The sequence below is a fragment of the Stenotrophomonas tumulicola genome, from assembly GCF_014117215.1.
Lineage (GTDB): Bacteria > Pseudomonadota > Gammaproteobacteria > Xanthomonadales > Xanthomonadaceae > Stenotrophomonas > Stenotrophomonas tumulicola.
Map to the genome: position 1 here is coordinate 484,981 of NZ_JACGXS010000001.1, position 18,955 is coordinate 503,935.

Genomic DNA, 18,955 nt, shown 5'->3' on the forward strand with positions numbered 1-18,955 from the left:
CACGGCATCAAAGGCCAGTCCATGCCTGCACTTCGTCCACGAAGTGGTGCAGGTCCTGGTAACGGTTGTAGAGGGGGGTCGGCGAAATACGGATGACATCGGGCTCGCGCCAGTCGCCCAGCACGCCGGCGGCGTGCAGGTGCTCGAACAGGGCGCGGCCGCGTTCGCGGCCACCGATGACACGCAGCGAGAGCTGGCAGCCGCGGCGCTCGTCTTCGGCCGGGGTCACCCGTTCCAGCACATGCGGCAACCGCGCCTGCACCAGCGCGTCGAGCAGGCCGGTAAGCGCCAGCGATTTGGTCCGCAGCGCGCCCATGCCCGCCCGCTCGAACAGGTCCAGCGAGGCCCGCAACGGGGCCAGGCCGAGGATCGGCGGATTGCTCAGCTGCCAGCCTTCGGCGCCTGCGGCCGGGATGAACTGCGGGGCCATCTGGAAGCGCGTGGCTTCTTCATGGCCCCACCAGCCGGCGAAGCGGGGCAGGGTGGTATCGCGGTGGTGTCGTTCGTGCACGAACGCGCCCGCCACGGCACCGGGGCCGCTGTTGAGGTATTTGTAATGGCACCAGACGGCGAAGTCCGCGCCGATATCGTGCAGCTGCAACGGCAGGTTGCCGACCGAGTGGGCCAGGTCGAAGCCTACGTTCGCGCCCTGCGCGCGTGCCAGGGCTGCGATGGCGTGCAGGTCGAAGGCCTGGCCGGTGCGATATTGGACACCCGGCCACAACACCAGCGCCAGGCGCGCTCCGTGCACGGCGATGGCCTGTTCGATGGCGGCCGTGGAGATCGTGCCTGTCGCTTCGTCCGGTTGCACTTCCACCAGGCAGTCGGCCGGATCGAATCCGTGGAAGCGGATCTGTGCCTCCACCGCATGGCGGTCGGTGGGGAAGGCACCTGCCTCCATCAGGATCACCGGGCGCTGCGTGGTAGGGCGGTAGAAGCTCACCATCATCAGGTGCAGGTTCACGCTCAGGGTGTTCATCGCCACTACTTCGCTGGGCAGTGCACCGACCACCCGCGCCAGCGGTTCGCTGACCAGCCTGTGGTAACGCAGCCATTGCGTGGGGCCGGTGAAGTGGCCTTCCACGGCCAGATCTGCCCACTGCGTCATGACCTCCTGCACGGCGGCCTGTGCACCGCGCGGCTGCAGGCCCAGCGAGTTGCCGACGAAGTAGGTTTGTTCGCCGCCAGCATGGCGTGGGATCAGGAACTCGTTGCGCAGGTCACGCAGCGGATCGTTGGCATCCAGGGCGAGGGCATGGGCACGACTGAGCGGTTCGGACATGGCATTAACGACACAATATGACGTGTTTGCCAGTGTACCGCGTGCCACGCGCTGCACGGGTAGCGCCGAGCCGTGCTCGGCGGATTGTTGGCCCATCGAGGGAAGCCGCCGGGCATGGCCCGGCGCTACGGGTTCGGGCGGTCGTCAGCGGAGCCGGTTCGGGCGGTCGGCAGCGGAACCGGTTCGGGTGGTCAGCAGAGGAACCGGTTCGGGTGGTCGTCAGCGGAGCCGGTTCAGGCGGTCGGCAGCGGATCCAGCTGCCCGCACTGCGCGCAGGTGCGCAGCTCCACGCTGGCGTGGTAGCGCGCGAACACCTTCGGCAGGTCGGTCTCGATGTTCTGCAGGTGGAACCACTCTTCGTGAAGCTTGTGATTGCAGTTCCCGCAGTACCACGCCACGCCATCGCGCTCGTGCGACAGGCGCTTGCGTTCCACCACCAGCCCGACGCCGCCGGCTGGCCGGCGCGGTGAGTGCGGAACATTGCCGGGCAGCAGGAAGATCTCGCCGGCACGGATCGGGATGTCGCGCACCTGCCCGTCTTCCTGCACCTTCAGCACCATCTCGCCTTCGAGCTGGTAGAACCACTCCGGACCTTCATCGATGTGGAAATCAGTGCGCGAGTTCGGTCCGCCGACCACCATCACGATGAAGTCGCCGTTCTCGATCATCTTGTTGCCGACCGGCGGTTTCAGCAGGTGGCGGTGCTCTTCGACCCAGGCCATCAGATTGATCGGCGAAGCAAGCATGGTGGAGCTCCCGGTGGAACGGTCAGTCGCGCTTGCCTTCGCGCGGGACGAAGGACAACGCCTTCTCGTAGGCGGGCTGCAGTTCTTCAGGACTGCCCACGTCGATGCCCATCTCGCGCACGCGGCCATCCTTCAGGCTGTACACCCAGCCATGCACCATCAGCTTCTGGCCGCGGGCCCACGCATCCTGGACGATGGTCGAATGGCAGGCGTTGACCACCTGCTCGATCACGTTGAGTTCGCACAGGCGTGCGTGCTTCAGGTCCGGGTCGGTGATCGGATCAAGGATCGCCGCGTGCCGCTGCGCGACATCGCCGACGTGGCGCAGCCAGTTGTCCGCCAGGCCCACGCGTACCTTGTTCAGGCTGGCATACACGCCGCCGCAGCCGTAATGACCCACGATCAGGATGTGCTTGACCTTCAGCTGGTCCACCGCGTATTGGATCACGCTCAGGCAGTTGAGGTCGGTATGCACCACCACGTTGGCCACGTTGCGGTGCACGAACACCTCGCCCGGCGCCATGCCGATGATCTGGTTGGCTGGCACGCGCGAGTCGGAGCAGCCGATCCACAGGTATTCCGGGTTCTGCTGCGTGGCCAGCTGATGGAAGAACTCCGGATCTTCCTTCTCGATCCGGTCCGCCCATTCGCGGTTGTTCTGCAGCAGCATGTGGATGTCTTTCATCGTTCGGTTGTCCCTGGCGTGAGGTGGAGGGCAAGGCGCGGCTGTTCCGGTCGCGTCGTCGCGGGAAACGCAGGCTGGCATCAAGGGCCGTGGCGGTCGGGCATGGCCAGGGCACGGCGCATCCATTGCGCCAGTTCGTGCGATGCAGGGGAAGGCAACTGCTCCAGGGCGGCGATGACGGCCTGCTGGTTGGCGGCTGGATGGTTCTGGCTGAACTTCAGTTTCAGCTGGACCTGCTGCACCACGAAGCGGAATCCGATGATGCCGCGCAGCTGGCTGCGCTGGTCATCGCGGTTGGCGTCGAAGCGCCAGGCCTGGCCGACGCCGGCCTCGAAATGATCGGCGGTCGCGGCGACCAGCGTGGCCAGCGCGTGCGCATCGTCGAACGGCTGCAGTTCACCACGCAGTTCGGCTGCAGCGTAGTTCCAGGTGGGTACGCGCGCGGCCTCTTCCTTGTCCGGATACCACGATGCCGATACGTAGCCATGCGGCCCATCCACCAGCACCTTGGCCATGCCGCCGTGACGGGATTGCGGATTGGCTTTCGCCCAATGTCCGTGCAGCGTGATGCGGTCACCATCGCGTACGTACAACACCGGTAGCCGGGTCAGTTCGGGCAGGCCGTCATCGCCAGGGGTAAGCAGGGTGATGAACGGATCGCGTGCCAGCAACTGCTCCAGCCACTGCAGGTCGGTCTCGACGAAGGCGCGGGGGGTGAACATCCAGCTTAGACAGTGCGGCCCAGCGACTGCACCATCAGTCCGCGAAGGCCTTCGCCGGTGGTGGCCTGGGGTGGCTGCACTTCATGCAACGAGAAGCCGCGCACCAGGGCATCCTCCTCGTCCAGGCCGTTGAACTCGACGAACTCGGCGTCGAACAGCTGGGCACGCGCCGTGTCTTCGCCGTCATAGCTCAGCGTATTGCCATCACTGTCCAGCACCTCGGCAGTACCGGCAGGACGAATGCGCAGGCGTGCCCAGATCAGCGTATTGCCGAGGCTGGCCAGCCACCAGCTGTCATGGGAAAGGGTGTCGTCGGTCATTTCGTGATTACCAGAGCGAGGCCAGCCAGAGCAGGGCGGCCATGCCCAGTCCGGCCAGCAAGGTCAACAGCGACACCCATGCCGGTGTCGCCAGCCCGGTCAGCGAACGGTCTGGCTGCGTGCGGTAGTCGCGCCGCAGCAGCCAGGCCAGGGCTTCGGGCTTGAGGAAGGCGCCGCTGCCAAAGCGCTGCGACAGGGCGGGATGGCGGTCGCGCAGGTGCACCAGGGTCAGTGGCCAGAAGATCACGAAGGCACTGAACCCGGCGATCGCCACGCCAAAGAAACACAGCGCGAAAAACAGGGTCATGGGGCAGGGCCTCCGTGGTCGGGTGGGGGGTCAGAAGTCGGCGCTGCCTGGTGCACGCGGGTAGGCGATGGCATCGCGGATGTTGGACAACCCGCAGACATATACCACCAGGCGCTCGAAGCCGAGGCCGAAACCGGCATGCGGCACCGAGCCGTAACGGCGGAAATCGCGGTACCAGCCGTAATGCTCGCGATCCAGGCCAAACTGGGCCATGCGCGCATCCAGTACGTCCAGGCGCTCCTCGCGCTGGCTGCCGCCGATGATCTCGCCGATGCCCGGGGCCAGCACGTCCATCGCCGCGACGGTCTTGCCGTCATCGTTCAGGCGCATGTAGAAGGCCTTGATGTGCTCGGGGTAGTTGGTCACCACCACCGGCCGGCCGATGTGTTCCTCGGTCAGCCAGCGTTCGTGCTCGGTCTGCAGGTCCAGGCCCCATTCCACCGGGAAATCGAATTTCTTGCCGGAGTCCTGCAGCAGCTTCACCGCCTCGGTGTAGTCGATCTGCTCGAACGGGGCATTGATGAAGTTCTCCAGCTTGGAGATCGCGTTCTTGTCCACGCGCTCGGCGAGGAACGCCAGGTCGTCGCCGCGTTCGTCCAGTACGGCGCGGAACAGGTACTTCAGGAACTGCTCGGCCAGGCGCGCGTCTTCGGCCAGGTCGGCGAAGGCGATTTCCGGCTCGATCATCCAGAACTCGGCCAGGTGGCGGGTGGTGTGGCTGTTCTCGGCGCGGAAGGTCGGACCGAAGGTATACACCTTGCTCAGCGCCAGGCAGTAGGCCTCCACGTTGAGCTGGCCGGACACCGTAAGGAAGGTTTCCTTGCCGAAGAAGTCACGGCTGAAATCCACTTCACCGCGGTCGTTGCGTGGCAGGTTCACCATGTCCAGGGTGGAGACGCGGAACATCTGCCCGGCGCCTTCGGCGTCGGAGGTGGTGATGATCGGGGTGCTGATCCAGTTGAAGCCGTTCTGGTGGAAGAAACGGTGCACGGCCTGCGACAGGCAGTTGCGGATGCGGGTGACCGCGCCGAACAGGTTGGTACGAGGGCGCAGGTGGGCCACTTCGCGCAGGAACTCCGGCGACATCGGCTTGGGCTGGATGGGGTAGGTGAGGGGGTCTTCGACCCAACCGACCACTTCCACGGCGGTAGCCTGGATCTCGAATGACTGGCCCTTGCCCTGGGATTTCACCAGCGTGCCGCTGGCGATCAGCGAACAGCCGCTGGTCAGGCGCTTGACCTCGTCGAAGTTGGCCAGGGATTCGCCCGCTACCACCTGGATGGGGGCAAAGCAGGAGCCGTCGGTGACGTTGATGAAGGCCAGGTTCGCCGACCCGCGCACCGTGCGCACCCAGCCGCGTACCGTGACTTCGCCGCCTTCCGGGATCTTCCCGGCAAGCGCATGTTCAACGCTGACCACCGTCATGACTTGAATCCTCTGCTGATCGACTCGATCTTTGAACGAGAAGTTTACCGGTTGCAGCGTTCTGCTTGCGAGGCATTTCTGCGCCGCCGGTGGCCTTTATAATCGTCCCGTACCTTCGTGGAGCTTTCCCATGGCCGTCAGCCTGACCCCCATTGCCTTCGAGCGCGTGCAGCGCTTCGTCGCCCAGACCCCGGGTGCGCTGGGCCTGCGCTTCGGCGTCACCCGCACCGGCTGCTCCGGCTGGGGCCATGTGACCGACCTGGCCCGCGATGAGCGCGAGGGCGACAGCGTGTTCGACCAGGACGGCGTGCGCATCTACGTGGATGCGCAGAGCCTGCCGCTGGTGGATGGCACCGTCATCGACTTCGGCAAGCACGGCCTGAGCGAGACCTTCACCTTCCAGAATCCCAACGCATCGGCCGAATGCGGCTGCGGCGAGAGCTTCACCACGGACGAGTCGCACCGCTGAGCGAAAGGGGGCAGGTCCATTGCGGCCATGGAGCCCTCGGTAACGCCGAGCCATGCTCGGCGGCTTTGGGCATGCTCGGCGGCTTTTTGGGGTAGGGGGCTGATGGTTTCCGCCGAGCATCGCTCGGCACTACCCCCCCCCACGCCCCTCGCGAACACCGTCGTTCGACCAGCCCCTCATCAACGGCAGTCAGTTGCCAGCAACGCCGTGCCACGCCGGCGTTCCAGTGCCATCGCCACGCCCCACAACAACAGGCCTGCCGCCGCTGCCGCTGCACCGACATACCCGGTGGAAGCGTGTCCGAAGCCTGCGCCGATGGCCATGCCGCCCAGCCACGGGCCGAGCGCGTTGGCGGTATTGAAGGCCGCGTGGTTGGACGCGGCCGCCAAGGTCTGGGCCTCACCGGCCGCATCCATCAGCCGGGTCTGCAGGGCGACAGCCAGTGCCCCCATCGTGCCCACCGCAATGATGGCCGGCACCATCGCCCAGGCCGAGTGCGCCGCCAGCGGGAACAGCAGCAGGACCACCACCGACCATGCCAGCAGCACCCCGGCAGCGCGGAACTGCAGCCGATCCACCAGCCAGCCGCCCATTACGTTGCCGATGATGGCGCCGATACCGAACAGGCCTACCGCCGCAGGCATCCAGCGTTCATCGATGCCGGTCACGTTGACCAGCGTCGGGGCGAGATAAGTGAAGACGCAGAACATGCCGGCAAAGCCGATCGAGCCGATCGCAAGCGCCAGCCAGACCTGGGGCCGGTTGAACGCGCGCAGCTCGCGCATCGGGCTGGTGCGTACTTCGTTGGGATCGCGTGCCAGGTGGCGCGCCACCATGACCACGGTGGCCAGTGCCAGCAGGCTGACCAGGGCAAAGGCAGTGCGCCAGGTGAACTGCTGGCCCAGCCAGGTGGTCAGCGGATTGCCGACCAGGATGGCGATGGACAGGCCCATCAGCACCTTGGAAACGGCCGCGCCCCGTTGCGCCGGTGGGCTGATCGAGGCGGCCACCAGCATCGCAACCCCGAAATAGGCGCCGTGCGGCAGGCCGGCCACGAAGCGCGCCAGCAGCATGGTGTGGTAGTTCGGGGCCAGCGCGCTGGCCAAGTTGCCGATGGCGTAGAAGCCCATCAGGCCCAGCAGCAGGTTGCGGCGGCTCACCCCGGCACCGGCGAACGCCAGCAGCGGTGCCCCGATCACCACGCCGATGGCGTAGGCGCTGATCAGGTGGCCGACCTGTGCTTCGGTGATCGACAGCCCGCGGCTGATGTCCAGCATCAGGCCCATGCTAGCGAACTCGCTGGTGCCGATGGCAAAGCCGCCCAGCGACAGCGCCAGCAGGATGAAGGTGCGCTGGCGCGGCGTCAGTGCGGCGGCCAGGGAGGAGGTGGCTGCCAGGGGAGCGGACGGGTTCACGGAAATCCGGGGCATGTAAACGATTGCAGATTATACTGCTGCGGTGCAGCACGATGGCGTTCTTTCCGTCCCGCCCGCTGAACGCTGTTTTCCTGACAGGGGCTGGGTTGGCAAAAAGGGGGGGGGTAGCGCCGAACCGGGCGCAGCGGCAGCCTTTTGCCGGGCATGGCCCGGCGCTGCAGGTCATCCACGGCCGGTCCAGTTGCTCTTGGGTCCTGCAGCGGGCATAATTTCCGGCTTCCTGCGCCTTGCGCGGGAACCCTTGCCCCACCGCCGCCTCAACTGCGGGGGGCTGTCCGGCCTCAACGGCCACATCCGAAAGGTAGATAAACATGAGTCGTCATTACGAAATCGTGTTCCTGGTCCATCCGGACCAGAGCGAGCAGGTCCCGGCCATGATCGAGCGTTACAAGTCGCTCGTCGAGAACGGCAACGGCACCATCCACCGTCTGGAAGACTGGGGCCGCCGTCAGCTGGCGTACCCGATCCAGAACCTGGTGAAGGCCCACTACGTCATGCTCAACATCGAAGTTGACCAGGCCGTGCTGAGCGAGCTGGTGGAAAGCTTCCGCTTCAATGACGCCGTGCTGCGCAACCTGGTCGTCAAGCGCGATGGCCCGGACACCGAGCAGTCGCTGATCATGAAGAGCAAGGACGAGAAGGGCGACAAGCCCGAGCGTGGCGAGCGTCGTCGTCGTGACGACGAAGAAGGTGAGACCACCACCCCCGCCGCTGACAACGATGCCGGCGAAGACGCCGCTTCGGCCGCTTAAGGAGCACTGACATGTCCAAGTTCTTCCGTCGCCGCAAGTTCTGCAAGTTCACGGCCGAAGGTGTCAAGGAGATCGACTACAAGGATCTCAACACCCTGCGCCAGTACCTGACCGAGAACGGCAAGATCGTGCCGAGCCGCGTCACCGGTACCAAGTCGAAGTACCAGCGCCAGCTGGCAACGGCCGTCAAGCGCGCCCGTTTCCTGGCCCTGATCCCGTACACCGACAACCACGACGTCTGATGTCGGCGGGGCGGCCTCGCGCCGCCCTCCCGCACCTGATATTCGGACAGCCACCCGCTGCGGGGCATCGCCTCGCTAACGAATACCAACTGGAGCAACACCATGCAGCTGATCCTCCTGCAGAAAGTCACCAACCTCGGCAACCTCGGCGACCTGGTCGACGTGAAGCCGGGCTACGGCCGTAACTTCCTCGTGCCGCAGGGCAAGGCCGTGCCGGCCACCGAGAGCAACAAGGCCGAGTTCGAAGCCAAGCGCGCCGAGTATGAAGCCAAGGCACAGGCCTCGCATGCCGAAGCTGACGGCCGCAAGGCCAAGCTGGAAGGCCAGTCGGTCACCATCGCTGCCAACGCATCCACCGAAGGCAAGCTGTACGGTTCGGTCGGCGAGCGCGAAATCGCTGCCGCCTTCACCGCTGCCGGCCTGCCGGTGAGCAAGAGCGAAGTGATCATGGCCGAAGGCCATTTCCGCAACATTGGCGAGTACGAAGTCACCGTGCACCTGCACGCCGACGTCGAAACCACCGTCAAGGTCGTGGTCGAAGCCGAAAAGGCCTGATCCCGCGCCGCAAGGCGTGGCATCATCGAAACGGGCGCCCCTGGGCGCCCGTTTCGTTTTTGGGCGCGGCAGAACCGCCGCCGCCTGCCGCCCCGTCCATGCGTAGACCCCGGTCACATCGGTATACTCGGGACATGACACCCGTTGCAGGGCCCTGATCCCAGTTGGATCAAGGGCTTGGCGGGTAAAATGCAGGCCGCGCGACGGCCCCAGCCCGGAAACCCTATGCGTCTTTCCACGATCAAGCTGTCCGGCTTCAAGTCCTTCGTCGATCCGACAACGCTGCACCTGCCGACCAACATGACGGGCGTGGTGGGACCCAATGGTTGCGGAAAGTCCAACATCATCGATGCGGTGCGCTGGGTGATGGGCGAAAGTTCGGCCAGCCGGCTGCGCGGCGATTCGCTCACCGACGTGATCTTTTCCGGCTCGGCAGCGCGCAAGCCGGTATCCCAGGCCACGGTCGAGCTCATCTTCGACAACAGCGACCACGCCATCTCTGGTGAGTACGCTTCGTTCAACGAGATTTCGGTCAAACGCACGGTCAGCCGCGACGGCAGCAGCAACTATTACCTCAACGGCACCAAATGCCGCCGGCGCGACATCACCGATCTGTTCCTCGGAACCGGCCTGGGGCCGCGCAGTTATTCGATCATCGAACAGGGCATGATCAGCCAGATCATCGAAGCACGTCCCGAGGACCTGCGCGTGTACCTGGAAGAAGCCGCCGGCATTTCCAAGTACAAGGAACGGCGCAAGGAAACCGAGACCCGCATCCGGCATACCCGCGAGAACCTTGACCGGCTTGGCGACCTGCGTGATGAGATCGGCAAGCAGCTGGAGCACCTCAAGCGCCAGGCGCGCCAGGCCGAGCAGTACCAGGCATTGCAGGAAGAGCGCCGGGTCAAGGACGCCGAATGGAAGACGTTGGAGTTCCGTGGCCTTGACGGCCGGTTGGGCAAGCTGCGCGAGGGGCTTTCGCAGGAAGAAACCCGGCTGCAGCAACTGATCGCCGAACAGCGCGACGCCGAGGCGCGCATCGAGACCTCGCGCGTGCGTCGCGAGGAATCCGCCGAGGCACTCAACGCGGCCCAGGCCGAGGTGTACCAGGTCGGTAGCGCGCTGGCCCGGCTGGAACAGCAGATCCAGCACCAGCGCGAACTGTCGCAGCGCTTGCACAAGGCGCGCGATGAAACGCAGCAGGCACTGGCTGAATTGGGCCAGCACATCAGTGGCGACGAGGCCCGGCTGATGGTGCTGCGCGAGGCGGTGGACGCGGCGACGCCACAGCTGGAGCAGTTGCAGGAAGAGAACGAGATCAAGCAGGACAGCCTGCGTGATGCAGAGGCCAGGCTGGGTGATTGGCAGGCACGCTGGGAACAGCACACCCGGCAAAGCTCGGAAGCCTCGCGTTCGGGTGAGGTGGAGCGCACGCGGGTGGATTACCTGGACAAGCAGGTGCTGGAAGCGGACCGGCGTCGCGAGACGCTGCAGGCCGAACGTGCCGGGCTGGACGTGGATGCGCTGGAAGCAGCCTTTGAACAACTGCACCTGCAGCACGATACGCAGAAGACCACGCTGGATGAGCTGGGCGAACAGGTGGAGCTGCGCAAGCAGGAAGTCGCCAGCGTGCAGGAGCAGCAGCGTGCAGGCCAGAACGAACTGGCTGAACTGCGCAAGCAGGCCAACGGCGTGCGCGGCAGGCTGGCATCGCTGGAAACCCTGCAACAGGCTGCATTGGGCCAGGAGCAGGGCGCGGCGGTTGCCTGGCTGAAGGCGCGCGGACTGGATTCGGTGACGCGCGTGGGCGAGCGCCTGCAGGTCGAACCGGGCTGGGAAAATGCCGTGGAAAGCGCGCTGGGCCAGCTGATCGAAGGCGTCCTGGTGGAGGCGCCCGGACAGCTGGTGGATGCGCTGGGCGAACTCGGCGAGGGGCGCATCGCGCTGGTCGCCGACGATGACGCGCCGCTGCAGGTGGCTGCCACCTCGCTGGCAGCGAAGGTGCAGGGACCTGCGGCGATCCGTCGGCTGCTGGCACGCCTGCATGTGGCCGAGGACCTTGCCGCCGCGCATCGCCTGCAGGCGACATTGGGCGAGGGCGATTCGGTGATCACCCGCAGCGGCGAGCGGTTGGGCGAAGGCTGGGTACGCGTGTCGCGCTCCGGTGCCGCCAAGCAGGGCGCGCTGTTGCGTGAGCGCGAGATCAACACCCTGCGCGAGCAGATCGAGCAGCTGCAGCAGCGCGAGAGTGCACTGGAGCAGCAGCTGTCAGGTTTCCGCGACCAGTTGCTGTCCGCGGAACAGCAGCGCGAAGACGTGCAGCGTTCGTTGTACCAGGCCCACCGCAGCGTGTCCGAACTGGGTGGCCAGTTGCAGGGGCAGCAAGGCAAGCTGGAGGCCGCCCGCACCCGCATCGACCGCATAGAAGGCGAACTGGCGCAGTTGCTGGAAACCCTGGAAATCAACCGTGAGCAGGCGCGCGAGGCGCGGTCACGGCTGGAGGATGCGGTCAGCAGCATGGGCGACCTGGAATCGGTCCGGCAGGTGCTGGAGAACGAGCGTCGCCAGATGAGCGAGGCACGCGACCGTGCCCGTGATGCGGCTCGCAGCACCCGCGAGACCTCGCATTCGCTTGCGCTCACCTTGGAATCCCAACGTGCCCAGGTGGCGTCGTTGAGCCAGGCGCTGGAGCGCATGAGTACCCAGCGTGGCCAGCTGGACTCGCGGCTGGGCGAACTGCATGCCCAACTGGATGACGGCGACAGCCCGGTGGAATCGCTGCAGGCCGAACACCAGAATGCGCTGGAAGAGCGCGTGCGCGCCGATGGCGTGCTGTCGCAGGCGCGTTCGCTGCTCGATGGCATCGACGTGGAACTGCGAGAGCTGGAGCAGACCCGTCACAAGCGCGATGAGCAGGCACTTGCCCAGCGCGAGCGCATTTCGCAGCGCAGGCTGGACCAGCAGGCGCTGGTGTTGAGTGCCGAACAGCTGCAGGCAGCAGTGGAAAAGGCCGGTTTCGTGCTGGAAGAGGTCATCGCCAGCCTGCCCGAAGAGGCACGGCCGGGCGAATGGGAGCAGGCCGTGCAGCAGATCGATGCGCGCATGCGGCGGCTGGAGCCGGTCAACCTGGCGGCGATCCAGGAATATGGCGAAGCATCGCAGCGTTCGGAATACCTGGACGCGCAGAACGTGGACCTGACCACCGCGCTGGAAACGCTGGAGGACGCGATCCGCAAGATCGACCGCGAAACCCGCGGCCGTTTCAAGGACACCTTCGACCGCGTCAACGCCGGTGTCCAGACGCTGTATCCGCGCCTGTTCGGCGGCGGCCATGCCTACCTGGAGCTGACCGGCGAAGACCTGCTGGATACCGGCGTGACCATCATGGCGCGACCGCCGGGCAAGCGTGTTTCCAGCATTTCGCTGCTGTCCGGTGGTGAGAAGGCGATGACCGCCGTGGCGCTGGTATTCGCCATTTTCCAGCTCAACCCCGCGCCTTTCTGCCTGCTGGACGAAGTCGACGCGCCGTTGGACGAGGCGAACGTCGGCCGCCTGGCCAACATGGTCAAGGAGATGAGCGAGAAGGTGCAGTTCCTGTTCGTCAGCCACAACAAGGCGACCATGGAGGCCGCGCACCAGTTGTCGGGCGTGACCATGCGCGAGCCGGGCGTGAGCCGCCTGGTCAGCGTGGATCTGGAAGAGGCCGCGCGCCTGGCGGGGGCGGCCTGATACGTGCCCTGCACGCCGGTCTGGTGCATTCTTGCCGCCGAACCCGGTGCAAGACGCGTTGCATCGTGCCATTCTTGTCTGAACGTATTTAGCCGGAGACCCTTCGAATGTCCGACACCGCACTGCTGCGCATCGGCATCCTTACTGCCGGCCTGCTGTTGATCGCCGCGATCTTCCTGTTTGGCCGTCCGAAAAAGAAGACCCAGGGACGCCGAGTCGACGGCGAGGCCGGGTCCGACAAGGCGCAACGCCGCGAACCCGTATTGGGTGGAGGCGATGCCGCCGCCGATGGCGACGCAGGCCTGGCAGCGGAAGCTGGCCTGGAGGGCGAGGGACTGCAGGCCGAACTGGGATTGAACGATGCCGCTGTCCACAGCGACCTTGGCAAGCGGGCCAACCAGGATTTCGACAAGATCGTATCGTTGTTCGTCGCTGCGCGCGCCGGTGAGGTGCTGCGCGGCGAGGACATCGTGGTGGCGGCGGAGAAGACCGGCCTGGTGTTCGGCCACATGAGCGTGTTCCATCGCCTGGTCGAAGGCCATCCGGAGCGCGGACCGATCTTCTCGATGGCCAGCATCATGAAGCCGGGCAGCTTCGACATGGCCACCATCCGCGAGATGGAAACCCCGGCCATCGCCTTTTTCCTGACCCTGCCTGCGCCGATGACTGCGCTGGACGCATGGGAGAAAATGCTGCCCACGGTGCAGCGCATGGCCGAACTGCTGGATGCGGTGGTGCTGGATGACGGCCGCAATGCGCTGGGCCGCCAGCGTATCGCGCATATCCGCGACGACCTGCGCGCCTACGACCGCCAGCACCAGGCCCCGCCGCTGACCAAGACCCCGCGCTGGTAACGGCGACACGGTAGTGACGGGCCATGCCCGTCACCCGCGCGCAGCGCGGTGTAGTAGGACCAACAGCGCCGCAGAAGCAGCGGGTCACGGACCCGCTCTACCCATTGCGGGTAGTGACGGGCCATGCCCGTCACCCGCGCGCAGCGCGGTGTAGTAGGACCAACAGCGCCGCAGAAGCAGCGGGTCACGGACCCGCTCTACCCATTGCGGGTAATGACGGGCCATGCCCGTCACCCGCGCGCAGCGCGGTGTAGTAGGACCAACGGCGCCCCAGGAGCAGCGGGTCATGGACCCGCTCTACCAATGCAGGTAGTGACGGGCCATGCCCGTCACCCGCGCGCAGCGCGGTGTAGTAGGACCAACAGCGCCGCAGAAGCAGCGGGTCATGGACCCGCTCTACCCATTGCAGGTAGTGACGGGCCATGCCCGTCACCCGCGCGCAGCGCGGGATAGTCGCACTAATAGCGCCCCAGGAGCAGCGGGTCATGGACCCGCTCTACCAGTGCAGGTAGTGACGGGCCATGCCCGTCACCCACGCGCAGCGCGGCGCAGGTATCCGTCGTCATGTCCGCAGCATCTTCCCGGATGACCGGCCAGGCCTGTCATCCTTCCGGCCATCTGCACCATGCAAAGGGGTATTCACCGACTTGCTGGCTCAACCCCGCCCGCACGGGATTGGCTGCGATGTACCGCGCGTGGCGGACAAGCGACTCCTCCCGCCGGAGCGCATGATCGAAATACCCGGCCTGCCACAGGGATCCATGCCATCCCATGCGTCGATTCACCAAGCGCCCGCTGCGTGATTTCAGTTGGCCGATACAGTCCGCGAGCACACCGGCGCGCAGTTCCAGCAGCCAATGCAGGTGGTCGGGCATGACCACCCAGGCCATCGTCCGGCTTCGTCCGGCACGCTCTGCCGCGCGGATGCCGTCCACCACGATGGCGGCATTGCCGGGATCTTCGAATACCGGACGACGGCCGGCAACCACGGCGGTCACTGAATAAACGTGTCCAACACAGGACCAGCGGCCGATGGCGAGTTGAGAGCTGGACATGCGGCCAGCGTGTCGCAGCCGCGCCAGGAGCCGTATCGGCGTTTGCCGTTCCGGCATATCGGCATACCGCAGAAGCAGCGGGTCATGGACCCGCTCTACCGACCTAGGTAGTGACGGGCCATGCCCGTCACCCGCGCGCAGCGCGGTGTAGTGGGGACCAATAGCGCCGCAGAAGCAGCGGGTCATGGACCCGCTCTACCAATGCAGGTAGTGACGGGCCATGCCCGTCACCCACATGCAGCGCGGCGTAATCGGCCAGAACACACCATGGGCGGTAGAATCGCCGCCTGTCCATGGACCACCGGATCCGTATGAGCCCAACCTCCGCCCAGCGCATCGAGGCGCTGCGTCGCCAGATCACGCGCGCCAATGAAGCCTATAATGAGCGTGACGAGCTGCTGATCCCGGATGCGGACTATGACGCACTGGTGCGCGAGCTGCAGGCGCTGGAACAGGCGCATCCAGAGCTGGGCAGCATCGATTCGCCTACGGCGACCGTAGGCGGACGACCCTCCTCGCGTTTCACCGAAGTGGTCCATGCCGTGCCCATGCTGTCGCTGGGCAACGCCTTCAGCGATGAAGAGGTCGCGGATTTCGTGCGCCGCATCGATGACCGCCTGGGGCGCCGCACCTTGGCGTTTTCCGCCGAGCCCAAACTGGATGGCCTGGCGATCAGCCTGCGCTACGAAGACGGCCGGTTCGTGCAGGGCGCCACCCGCGGCGACGGCAGCAAGGGCGAGGATGTCACCGCCAACCTGCGCCAGATCGGCGACATCCCACACCGGTTGCATGGCCGTGCCTGGCCGGACGTGCTGGAAGTGCGTGGCGAGGTGTACATGGCGCGCGCTGATTTTGAAGCCTATAACGAGCGCGCACGCCTGCACGGCGGCAAGGTGCTGGCCAATCCACGCAACGGCGCCGCGGGCTCGCTGCGCCAGCTGGATCCGAAGATCAGCGCGCAACGGCGGCTGAGCTTCTTCGCCTATGGCACCGGGCTGGTAGAGGGTGGCGAGCTGCCCGACACCCATTCGCAGCTGCTGCAACAGCTCCGCGCCTGGGGCTTTCCGGTCAGCGACTTGTGCAAGGTGGTCACCGATACCGAAGGCCTGTTGGGGTACTACAGGGACGTGGGCGAGCGGCGCGATGGGTTGGCTTTCGACATCGATGGCGTGGTCTACAAACTCGACGATCGCGAAGGGCAGCAGGCCATGGGTTTCGTCGCGCGTGCGCCGCGCTGGGCCATCGCGCACAAGTTCCCCGCACAGGAACAGAGCACTACGGTGGAGGCCATCGAGATCCAGATCGGCCGTACCGGTGCGGCCACGCCGGTCGCCCGCCTGGCGCCGGTCGCGGTTGCCGGGGTGATCGTATCCAATGCCACCCTGCACAACGCCGACCAGATCGAGCGGCTGGACGTGCGGGTCGGCGACAGCGTGATCGTGCGTCGCGCCGGTGACGTGATTCCTGAAGTGGTCAGCGTGATCCTGGAGCGGCGCCCGCAAGGCACCGCGGCCTGGCAGATGCCTACGCAATGCCCCGTGTGCGGTTCGGAGATCGTGCGCGAGGAAGGCGCGGCGGCATGGCGCTGTTCCGGCGAGCTGAGCTGTCCGGCGCAGCGCAAGGAGGCGATCGCACATTTCGCCTCGCGCAGGGCGATGGACATCGACGGGCTGGGCAACAAGTACATCGAAACGCTGGTCGACGCCGGTATCGTGCGCGGCGTAGCCGATCTGTACCGCCTGACCCATGACACCCTGTTGCAGCTGAAACTCGTATTGGATGCCGAAGACCCGTCGGCGCTGGCCGCCAGCTACCAGCCACACCTGCCCGCAGAAGGCAGCACGGCCGTGCTCAATGCGGTGCTGAAGCTGGATGCGAACGACCCCGGCTGGCGTGCCCAGGCCCTGGCGCAGCCGATAGCCTTCCACTGGAACACCAGGAAGATCGCCACCCGTTGGGCCGGGAACCTGATCGCGGCCATCGACGCCAGCCGCAATGCCGCGCTTGAGCGCCTGTTGTTCGCGCTGGGCATCGAGCATGTCGGGGAGAGCACGGCCAAGGCACTGGCGAACTGGTTCGGCGAGCTGGAGCTGATCCGCCATCTGCCGTGGCCGCTGTTCAAGCGCGTGCCGGATATCGGCGGCGAGGTGGCGCGTTCGCTGGGGCATTTCTTCGAACAGGCGGGCAATCAGCAGGCCATCGATGACCTGCTGCAGGTCGGCCAGGTACGGATCGTCGATGCGCATCCGCCCAGCGCGAAACTGCGCGAAGGACTGGACCTGGCGCAGCTGTTGGTGGAGGCCGAGATTCCCGGCATCACCCGCCTGCGCGCTGAAAAGCTGGTCGCGGCATTGAGCAGTGCCGGCGCCATCCTGGATGCCGAGCATGGCCAGTTCGTCAATGCCGGCCTGCCCGATGACACCGCCCGCAGCCTGGCCCATTGGCTGGACAGTGACAGCCATGGGGCGATGCTGCTGCAGGCCGAACAGAAGATGCAGGATATCCTGCGCAGGGCGCCGGCCCAGGCCGAACAGGTTGCCGGACCGCTGGATGGCCAGACGGCGGTGCTGACCGGCACGCTGACCGCGCTGACCCGCGACGCGGCCAGGGAGCGGCTGGAAGCACTTGGCGCCAAGGTGGCCAGTAGCGTGTCGAAGAAGACCAGTTTCGTGGTCGCCGGAACCGAGGCAGGTTCCAAGCTCGACAAGGCCCAGTCGCTCGGCGTGCCGGTATGGGACGAAGACCAACTGCTGGCCTTCCTGGCCAGCCACGAATGACGAATACCTGCCAGGCCGGTGCCTGGCCGTACCAGAAGGAGAGTGGCATGCAGACCACGTCGCTGGATTTCCGCCTTGCTACGCGCGCCGACGAAGCGCAGTTGCTCACGCTGATGCGGGCGTTCTACGTTGAAGACCAGATCCAGTTCGATGAGGCACGCGTGCAGCGCGGCGTGGATGCGCTGCTGGCCGATCCACGCAATGGCGAGGTCCTGCTGTGGCTGGACGCGGATGGCGCCGTTGGCGGTTATGCGGTCATCGCCATCGGCTTCAGCCTGGAGCAGGGCGGGCATTTCGCGCTGCTCGATGAGCTCTACCTCGCCCCCGGCCTGCGCGGCGGCGGGCGTGGCAAGCAGGCGCTGGCCATCGTTGAGCAGCGTGCGCGCGGGCGCGGGGTGGCGCGCCTGCGGTTGGAAGTGAACCGTCACAACGCATTGGCGCGGCGCCTGTACGAGGCCACGGGTTACATCGACGACACGCGCGACCTGATGACCCTGCCGCTCGACCATCCCCGGGATGGCCTGCTGTGAGCCAGCTGCTGGACGCACTGCACCGGCGTGCCGCGCTCAATGCGCTGGTACGGGGTTTCTTCGCCACGCGTGGCGTGCTGGAAGTGGAAACGCCGATCCTGTCGGCAGCCGGCAATACCGAACCCAACATCGACAGCTTCCAGGCCGATTTCAGTGGCCACCGCGATGCGGGTACGCGCCGTCGCTGGCTGCGTACCTCACCGGAGTTTCCGCTCAAGCGCCTGCTCGCGGCCGGCGTTGGCGACTGCTACGAACTGGGCAGGGTATTCCGCAACGGCGAAGCGGGCGGCCGGCACAATCCCGAGTTCACCATGCTGGAATGGTACCGGGTGGGCTGGGACCACCATCGCCTGGTCGGTGAAACCGCCGAGCTGGTACAGCAGGCCCTGGGCCTTGTCGGCCGGCAGGCGACGTTGCAGGTGGTCGATTACCGCACGCTGTATCGCCAGCACCTGGGTGTGGATCCGTTCGATGATTCGATCGAACAGCTGCGGGCACCACTGGCTGGCATCGAGATCGCTGCGGACGGCCTGGGCCGCGACGACTGGCTCGATCTGCTGATGACGCACTGCATTCAACCCACCTTCGATGACGCGGTGATGACCGTGGTGCATGACTGGCCGGCATCGCAGGCTGCGCTGGCCCGCGTGCGGACGGGCACGCCACCGCTGGCGGAGCGTTTCGAGTTGTACCTGGGATCGGTGGAACTGGCCAACGGATACCACGAACTGGGCGACCCACGGGAGCAGCGCGAACGCTTCGAACGTGACCTGCAGCGCCGTCGCCTGCAGGGTCGACCGCTGCCCCCCCTCGACGAAGCACTGCTGGCGGCCCTGCCGGCGATGCCGCCCTGTGCGGGCGTAGCGGTGGGCGTGGACCGGCTGCTGATGGCAATGCAGCGCACGCCGCGCATCGCCGACGTGCTTGCTTTCGATTTCGCCAACGCCTGAACGGCGCGTCCAGCCCTTGCAGGCGACAGGCGATGATGCTCTTATCACGCCCGGTGCCGCATGGTGGCGTCGGAACATGAACACAGGGCAGGGTGGTCGTTGAAAAAGCTGTTGGCAGG

At 66.0% G+C, this 18,955-nt stretch carries 18 protein-coding genes; 9 read left to right on the forward strand and 9 right to left on the reverse strand.

Features of this window, described 5'->3' with window-relative positions:
- Positions 1–7: 7 nt before the first annotated feature.
- The 7 genes from kynU to asnS form a co-directional block, all read right to left on the reverse strand.
- Positions 8–1,282, reverse strand: a complete 1,275-nt coding sequence (kynU, locus tag H4O11_RS02340) for a kynureninase (protein ID WP_182337821.1) — start codon at positions 1,280–1,282, stop codon at positions 8–10.
- A gap of 233 nt (positions 1,283–1,515) precedes the next feature.
- On the reverse strand, positions 1,516–2,028 hold the full coding sequence (locus tag H4O11_RS02345; protein WP_182337822.1) for a 3-hydroxyanthranilate 3,4-dioxygenase: 513 nt from the start codon (positions 2,026–2,028) through the stop codon (positions 1,516–1,518).
- A 22-nt stretch (positions 2,029–2,050) separates the two neighbouring features.
- Entirely contained in the window at positions 2,051–2,713 is a 663-nt protein-coding gene (can, locus tag H4O11_RS02350) for a carbonate dehydratase (protein ID WP_182337823.1), read from the reverse strand.
- A gap of 80 nt (positions 2,714–2,793) precedes the next feature.
- On the reverse strand, positions 2,794–3,435 hold the full coding sequence (locus H4O11_RS02355; protein WP_182337824.1) for an FMN-binding negative transcriptional regulator: 642 nt from the start codon (positions 3,433–3,435) through the stop codon (positions 2,794–2,796).
- A 5-nt stretch (positions 3,436–3,440) separates the two neighbouring features.
- The gene (locus tag H4O11_RS02360) at positions 3,441–3,755 is read right to left on the reverse strand and encodes a hypothetical protein (RefSeq protein ID WP_182337825.1); all 315 of its coding nucleotides are present in this window, start codon (positions 3,753–3,755) and stop codon (positions 3,441–3,443) included.
- A 7-nt stretch (positions 3,756–3,762) separates the two neighbouring features.
- Positions 3,763–4,062: a hypothetical protein gene (locus tag H4O11_RS02365; RefSeq protein WP_182337826.1), complete on the reverse strand. Its 300-nt coding sequence runs from the start codon at positions 4,060–4,062 to the stop codon at positions 3,763–3,765.
- 30 nt (positions 4,063–4,092) lie between these two features.
- Entirely contained in the window at positions 4,093–5,487 is a 1,395-nt protein-coding gene (gene asnS, locus H4O11_RS02370) for an asparagine--tRNA ligase (RefSeq protein WP_182337827.1), read from the reverse strand.
- A 130-nt stretch (positions 5,488–5,617) separates the two neighbouring features.
- Between asnS and H4O11_RS02375 the strand changes: the two genes are divergently transcribed.
- Positions 5,618–5,956 (forward strand): HesB/IscA family protein, encoded by a 339-nt coding sequence (locus tag H4O11_RS02375; RefSeq protein ID WP_182337828.1) that lies wholly within the window; start codon positions 5,618–5,620, stop codon positions 5,954–5,956.
- A 179-nt stretch (positions 5,957–6,135) separates the two neighbouring features.
- On the opposite strand, the gene H4O11_RS02380 is transcribed toward H4O11_RS02375, so the two are convergent.
- Positions 6,136–7,353, reverse strand: coding sequence for an MFS transporter (locus tag H4O11_RS02380; RefSeq protein ID WP_182338388.1), 1,218 nt, complete (start codon positions 7,351–7,353; stop codon positions 6,136–6,138).
- Positions 7,354–7,703: 350 nt separating this feature from the next.
- Here H4O11_RS02380 and rpsF point away from each other — a divergent pair, with 350 nt between their 5' ends.
- From rpsF to zipA, 5 genes are all read left to right on the forward strand, one after another.
- On the forward strand, positions 7,704–8,144 hold the full coding sequence (rpsF, locus tag H4O11_RS02385; protein WP_182337829.1) for a 30S ribosomal protein S6: 441 nt from the start codon (positions 7,704–7,706) through the stop codon (positions 8,142–8,144).
- Positions 8,145–8,155: 11 nt separating this feature from the next.
- A complete protein-coding gene (rpsR, locus tag H4O11_RS02390) occupies positions 8,156–8,386 on the forward strand; it encodes a 30S ribosomal protein S18 (protein WP_002804494.1) in 231 nt (76 codons plus the stop codon).
- A 102-nt stretch (positions 8,387–8,488) separates the two neighbouring features.
- Positions 8,489–8,941, forward strand: a complete 453-nt coding sequence (gene rplI, locus H4O11_RS02395) for a 50S ribosomal protein L9 (protein ID WP_182337830.1) — start codon at positions 8,489–8,491, stop codon at positions 8,939–8,941.
- Positions 8,942–9,166: 225 nt separating this feature from the next.
- Entirely contained in the window at positions 9,167–12,670 is a 3,504-nt protein-coding gene (smc, locus tag H4O11_RS02400) for a chromosome segregation protein SMC (protein ID WP_182337831.1), read from the forward strand.
- A gap of 107 nt (positions 12,671–12,777) precedes the next feature.
- Positions 12,778–13,524: a cell division protein ZipA gene (zipA, locus tag H4O11_RS02405; protein ID WP_182337832.1), complete on the forward strand. Its 747-nt coding sequence runs from the start codon at positions 12,778–12,780 to the stop codon at positions 13,522–13,524.
- Positions 13,525–14,126: 602 nt separating this feature from the next.
- On the opposite strand, the gene H4O11_RS02410 is transcribed toward zipA, so the two are convergent.
- Complete coding sequence (locus H4O11_RS02410; RefSeq protein ID WP_182338389.1) at positions 14,127–14,579, reverse strand: REP-associated tyrosine transposase; 453 nt, start codon at positions 14,577–14,579, stop codon at positions 14,127–14,129.
- Positions 14,580–14,890: 311 nt separating this feature from the next.
- Here H4O11_RS02410 and ligA point away from each other — a divergent pair, with 311 nt between their 5' ends.
- Genes ligA through epmA form a run of 3 tightly spaced genes read left to right on the forward strand, consistent with a single transcriptional unit; the run spans position 14,891 to position 18,836 of the window.
- Positions 14,891–17,356, forward strand: a complete 2,466-nt coding sequence (ligA, locus tag H4O11_RS02415) for an NAD-dependent DNA ligase LigA (RefSeq protein WP_220466547.1) — start codon at positions 14,891–14,893, stop codon at positions 17,354–17,356.
- A gap of 47 nt (positions 17,357–17,403) precedes the next feature.
- Positions 17,404–17,886 carry a GNAT family N-acetyltransferase gene (locus H4O11_RS02420; protein WP_182337833.1) on the forward strand — a complete coding sequence of 161 codons (483 nt, stop codon included), beginning with the start codon at positions 17,404–17,406 and terminating at the stop codon, positions 17,884–17,886.
- Positions 17,883–18,836, forward strand: a complete 954-nt coding sequence (gene epmA, locus H4O11_RS02425; RefSeq protein WP_343042756.1) for an EF-P lysine aminoacylase EpmA — start codon at positions 17,883–17,885, stop codon at positions 18,834–18,836. The genes H4O11_RS02420 and epmA overlap by 4 nt, the downstream gene beginning before the upstream one ends.
- The last annotated feature ends 119 nt before the right edge of the window (positions 18,837–18,955 follow it).

What these genes read in the sequence shown, in the direction of transcription:
- kynU (WP_182337821.1), bottom strand. Translation starts at nt 1,282, where the DNA reads ATGTCCGAACCGCTCAGTCGTGCCCATGCCCTCGCCCTGGATGCCAAC.
- H4O11_RS02345 (WP_182337822.1), bottom strand. Translation starts at nt 2,028, where the DNA reads ATGCTTGCTTCGCCGATCAATCTGATGGCCTGGGTCGAAGAGCACCGC.
- can (WP_182337823.1), bottom strand. Translation starts at nt 2,713, where the DNA reads ATGAAAGACATCCACATGCTGCTGCAGAACAACCGCGAATGGGCGGAC.
- H4O11_RS02355 (WP_182337824.1), bottom strand. Translation starts at nt 3,435, where the DNA reads ATGTTCACCCCCCGCGCCTTCGTCGAGACCGACCTGCAGTGGCTGGAG.
- H4O11_RS02360 (WP_182337825.1), bottom strand. Translation starts at nt 3,755, where the DNA reads ATGACCGACGACACCCTTTCCCATGACAGCTGGTGGCTGGCCAGCCTC.
- H4O11_RS02365 (WP_182337826.1), bottom strand. Translation starts at nt 4,062, where the DNA reads ATGACCCTGTTTTTCGCGCTGTGTTTCTTTGGCGTGGCGATCGCCGGG.
- asnS (WP_182337827.1), bottom strand. Translation starts at nt 5,487, where the DNA reads ATGACGGTGGTCAGCGTTGAACATGCGCTTGCCGGGAAGATCCCGGAA.
- H4O11_RS02375 (WP_182337828.1), top strand. Translation starts at nt 5,618, where the DNA reads ATGGCCGTCAGCCTGACCCCCATTGCCTTCGAGCGCGTGCAGCGCTTC.
- rpsF (WP_182337829.1), top strand. Translation starts at nt 7,704, where the DNA reads ATGAGTCGTCATTACGAAATCGTGTTCCTGGTCCATCCGGACCAGAGC.
- rpsR (WP_002804494.1), top strand. Translation starts at nt 8,156, where the DNA reads ATGTCCAAGTTCTTCCGTCGCCGCAAGTTCTGCAAGTTCACGGCCGAA.
- rplI (WP_182337830.1), top strand. Translation starts at nt 8,489, where the DNA reads ATGCAGCTGATCCTCCTGCAGAAAGTCACCAACCTCGGCAACCTCGGC.
- smc (WP_182337831.1), top strand. Translation starts at nt 9,167, where the DNA reads ATGCGTCTTTCCACGATCAAGCTGTCCGGCTTCAAGTCCTTCGTCGAT.
- zipA (WP_182337832.1), top strand. Translation starts at nt 12,778, where the DNA reads ATGTCCGACACCGCACTGCTGCGCATCGGCATCCTTACTGCCGGCCTG.
- H4O11_RS02410 (WP_182338389.1), bottom strand. Translation starts at nt 14,579, where the DNA reads ATGTCCAGCTCTCAACTCGCCATCGGCCGCTGGTCCTGTGTTGGACAC.
- ligA (WP_220466547.1), top strand. Translation starts at nt 14,891, where the DNA reads ATGAGCCCAACCTCCGCCCAGCGCATCGAGGCGCTGCGTCGCCAGATC.
- H4O11_RS02420 (WP_182337833.1), top strand. Translation starts at nt 17,404, where the DNA reads ATGCAGACCACGTCGCTGGATTTCCGCCTTGCTACGCGCGCCGACGAA.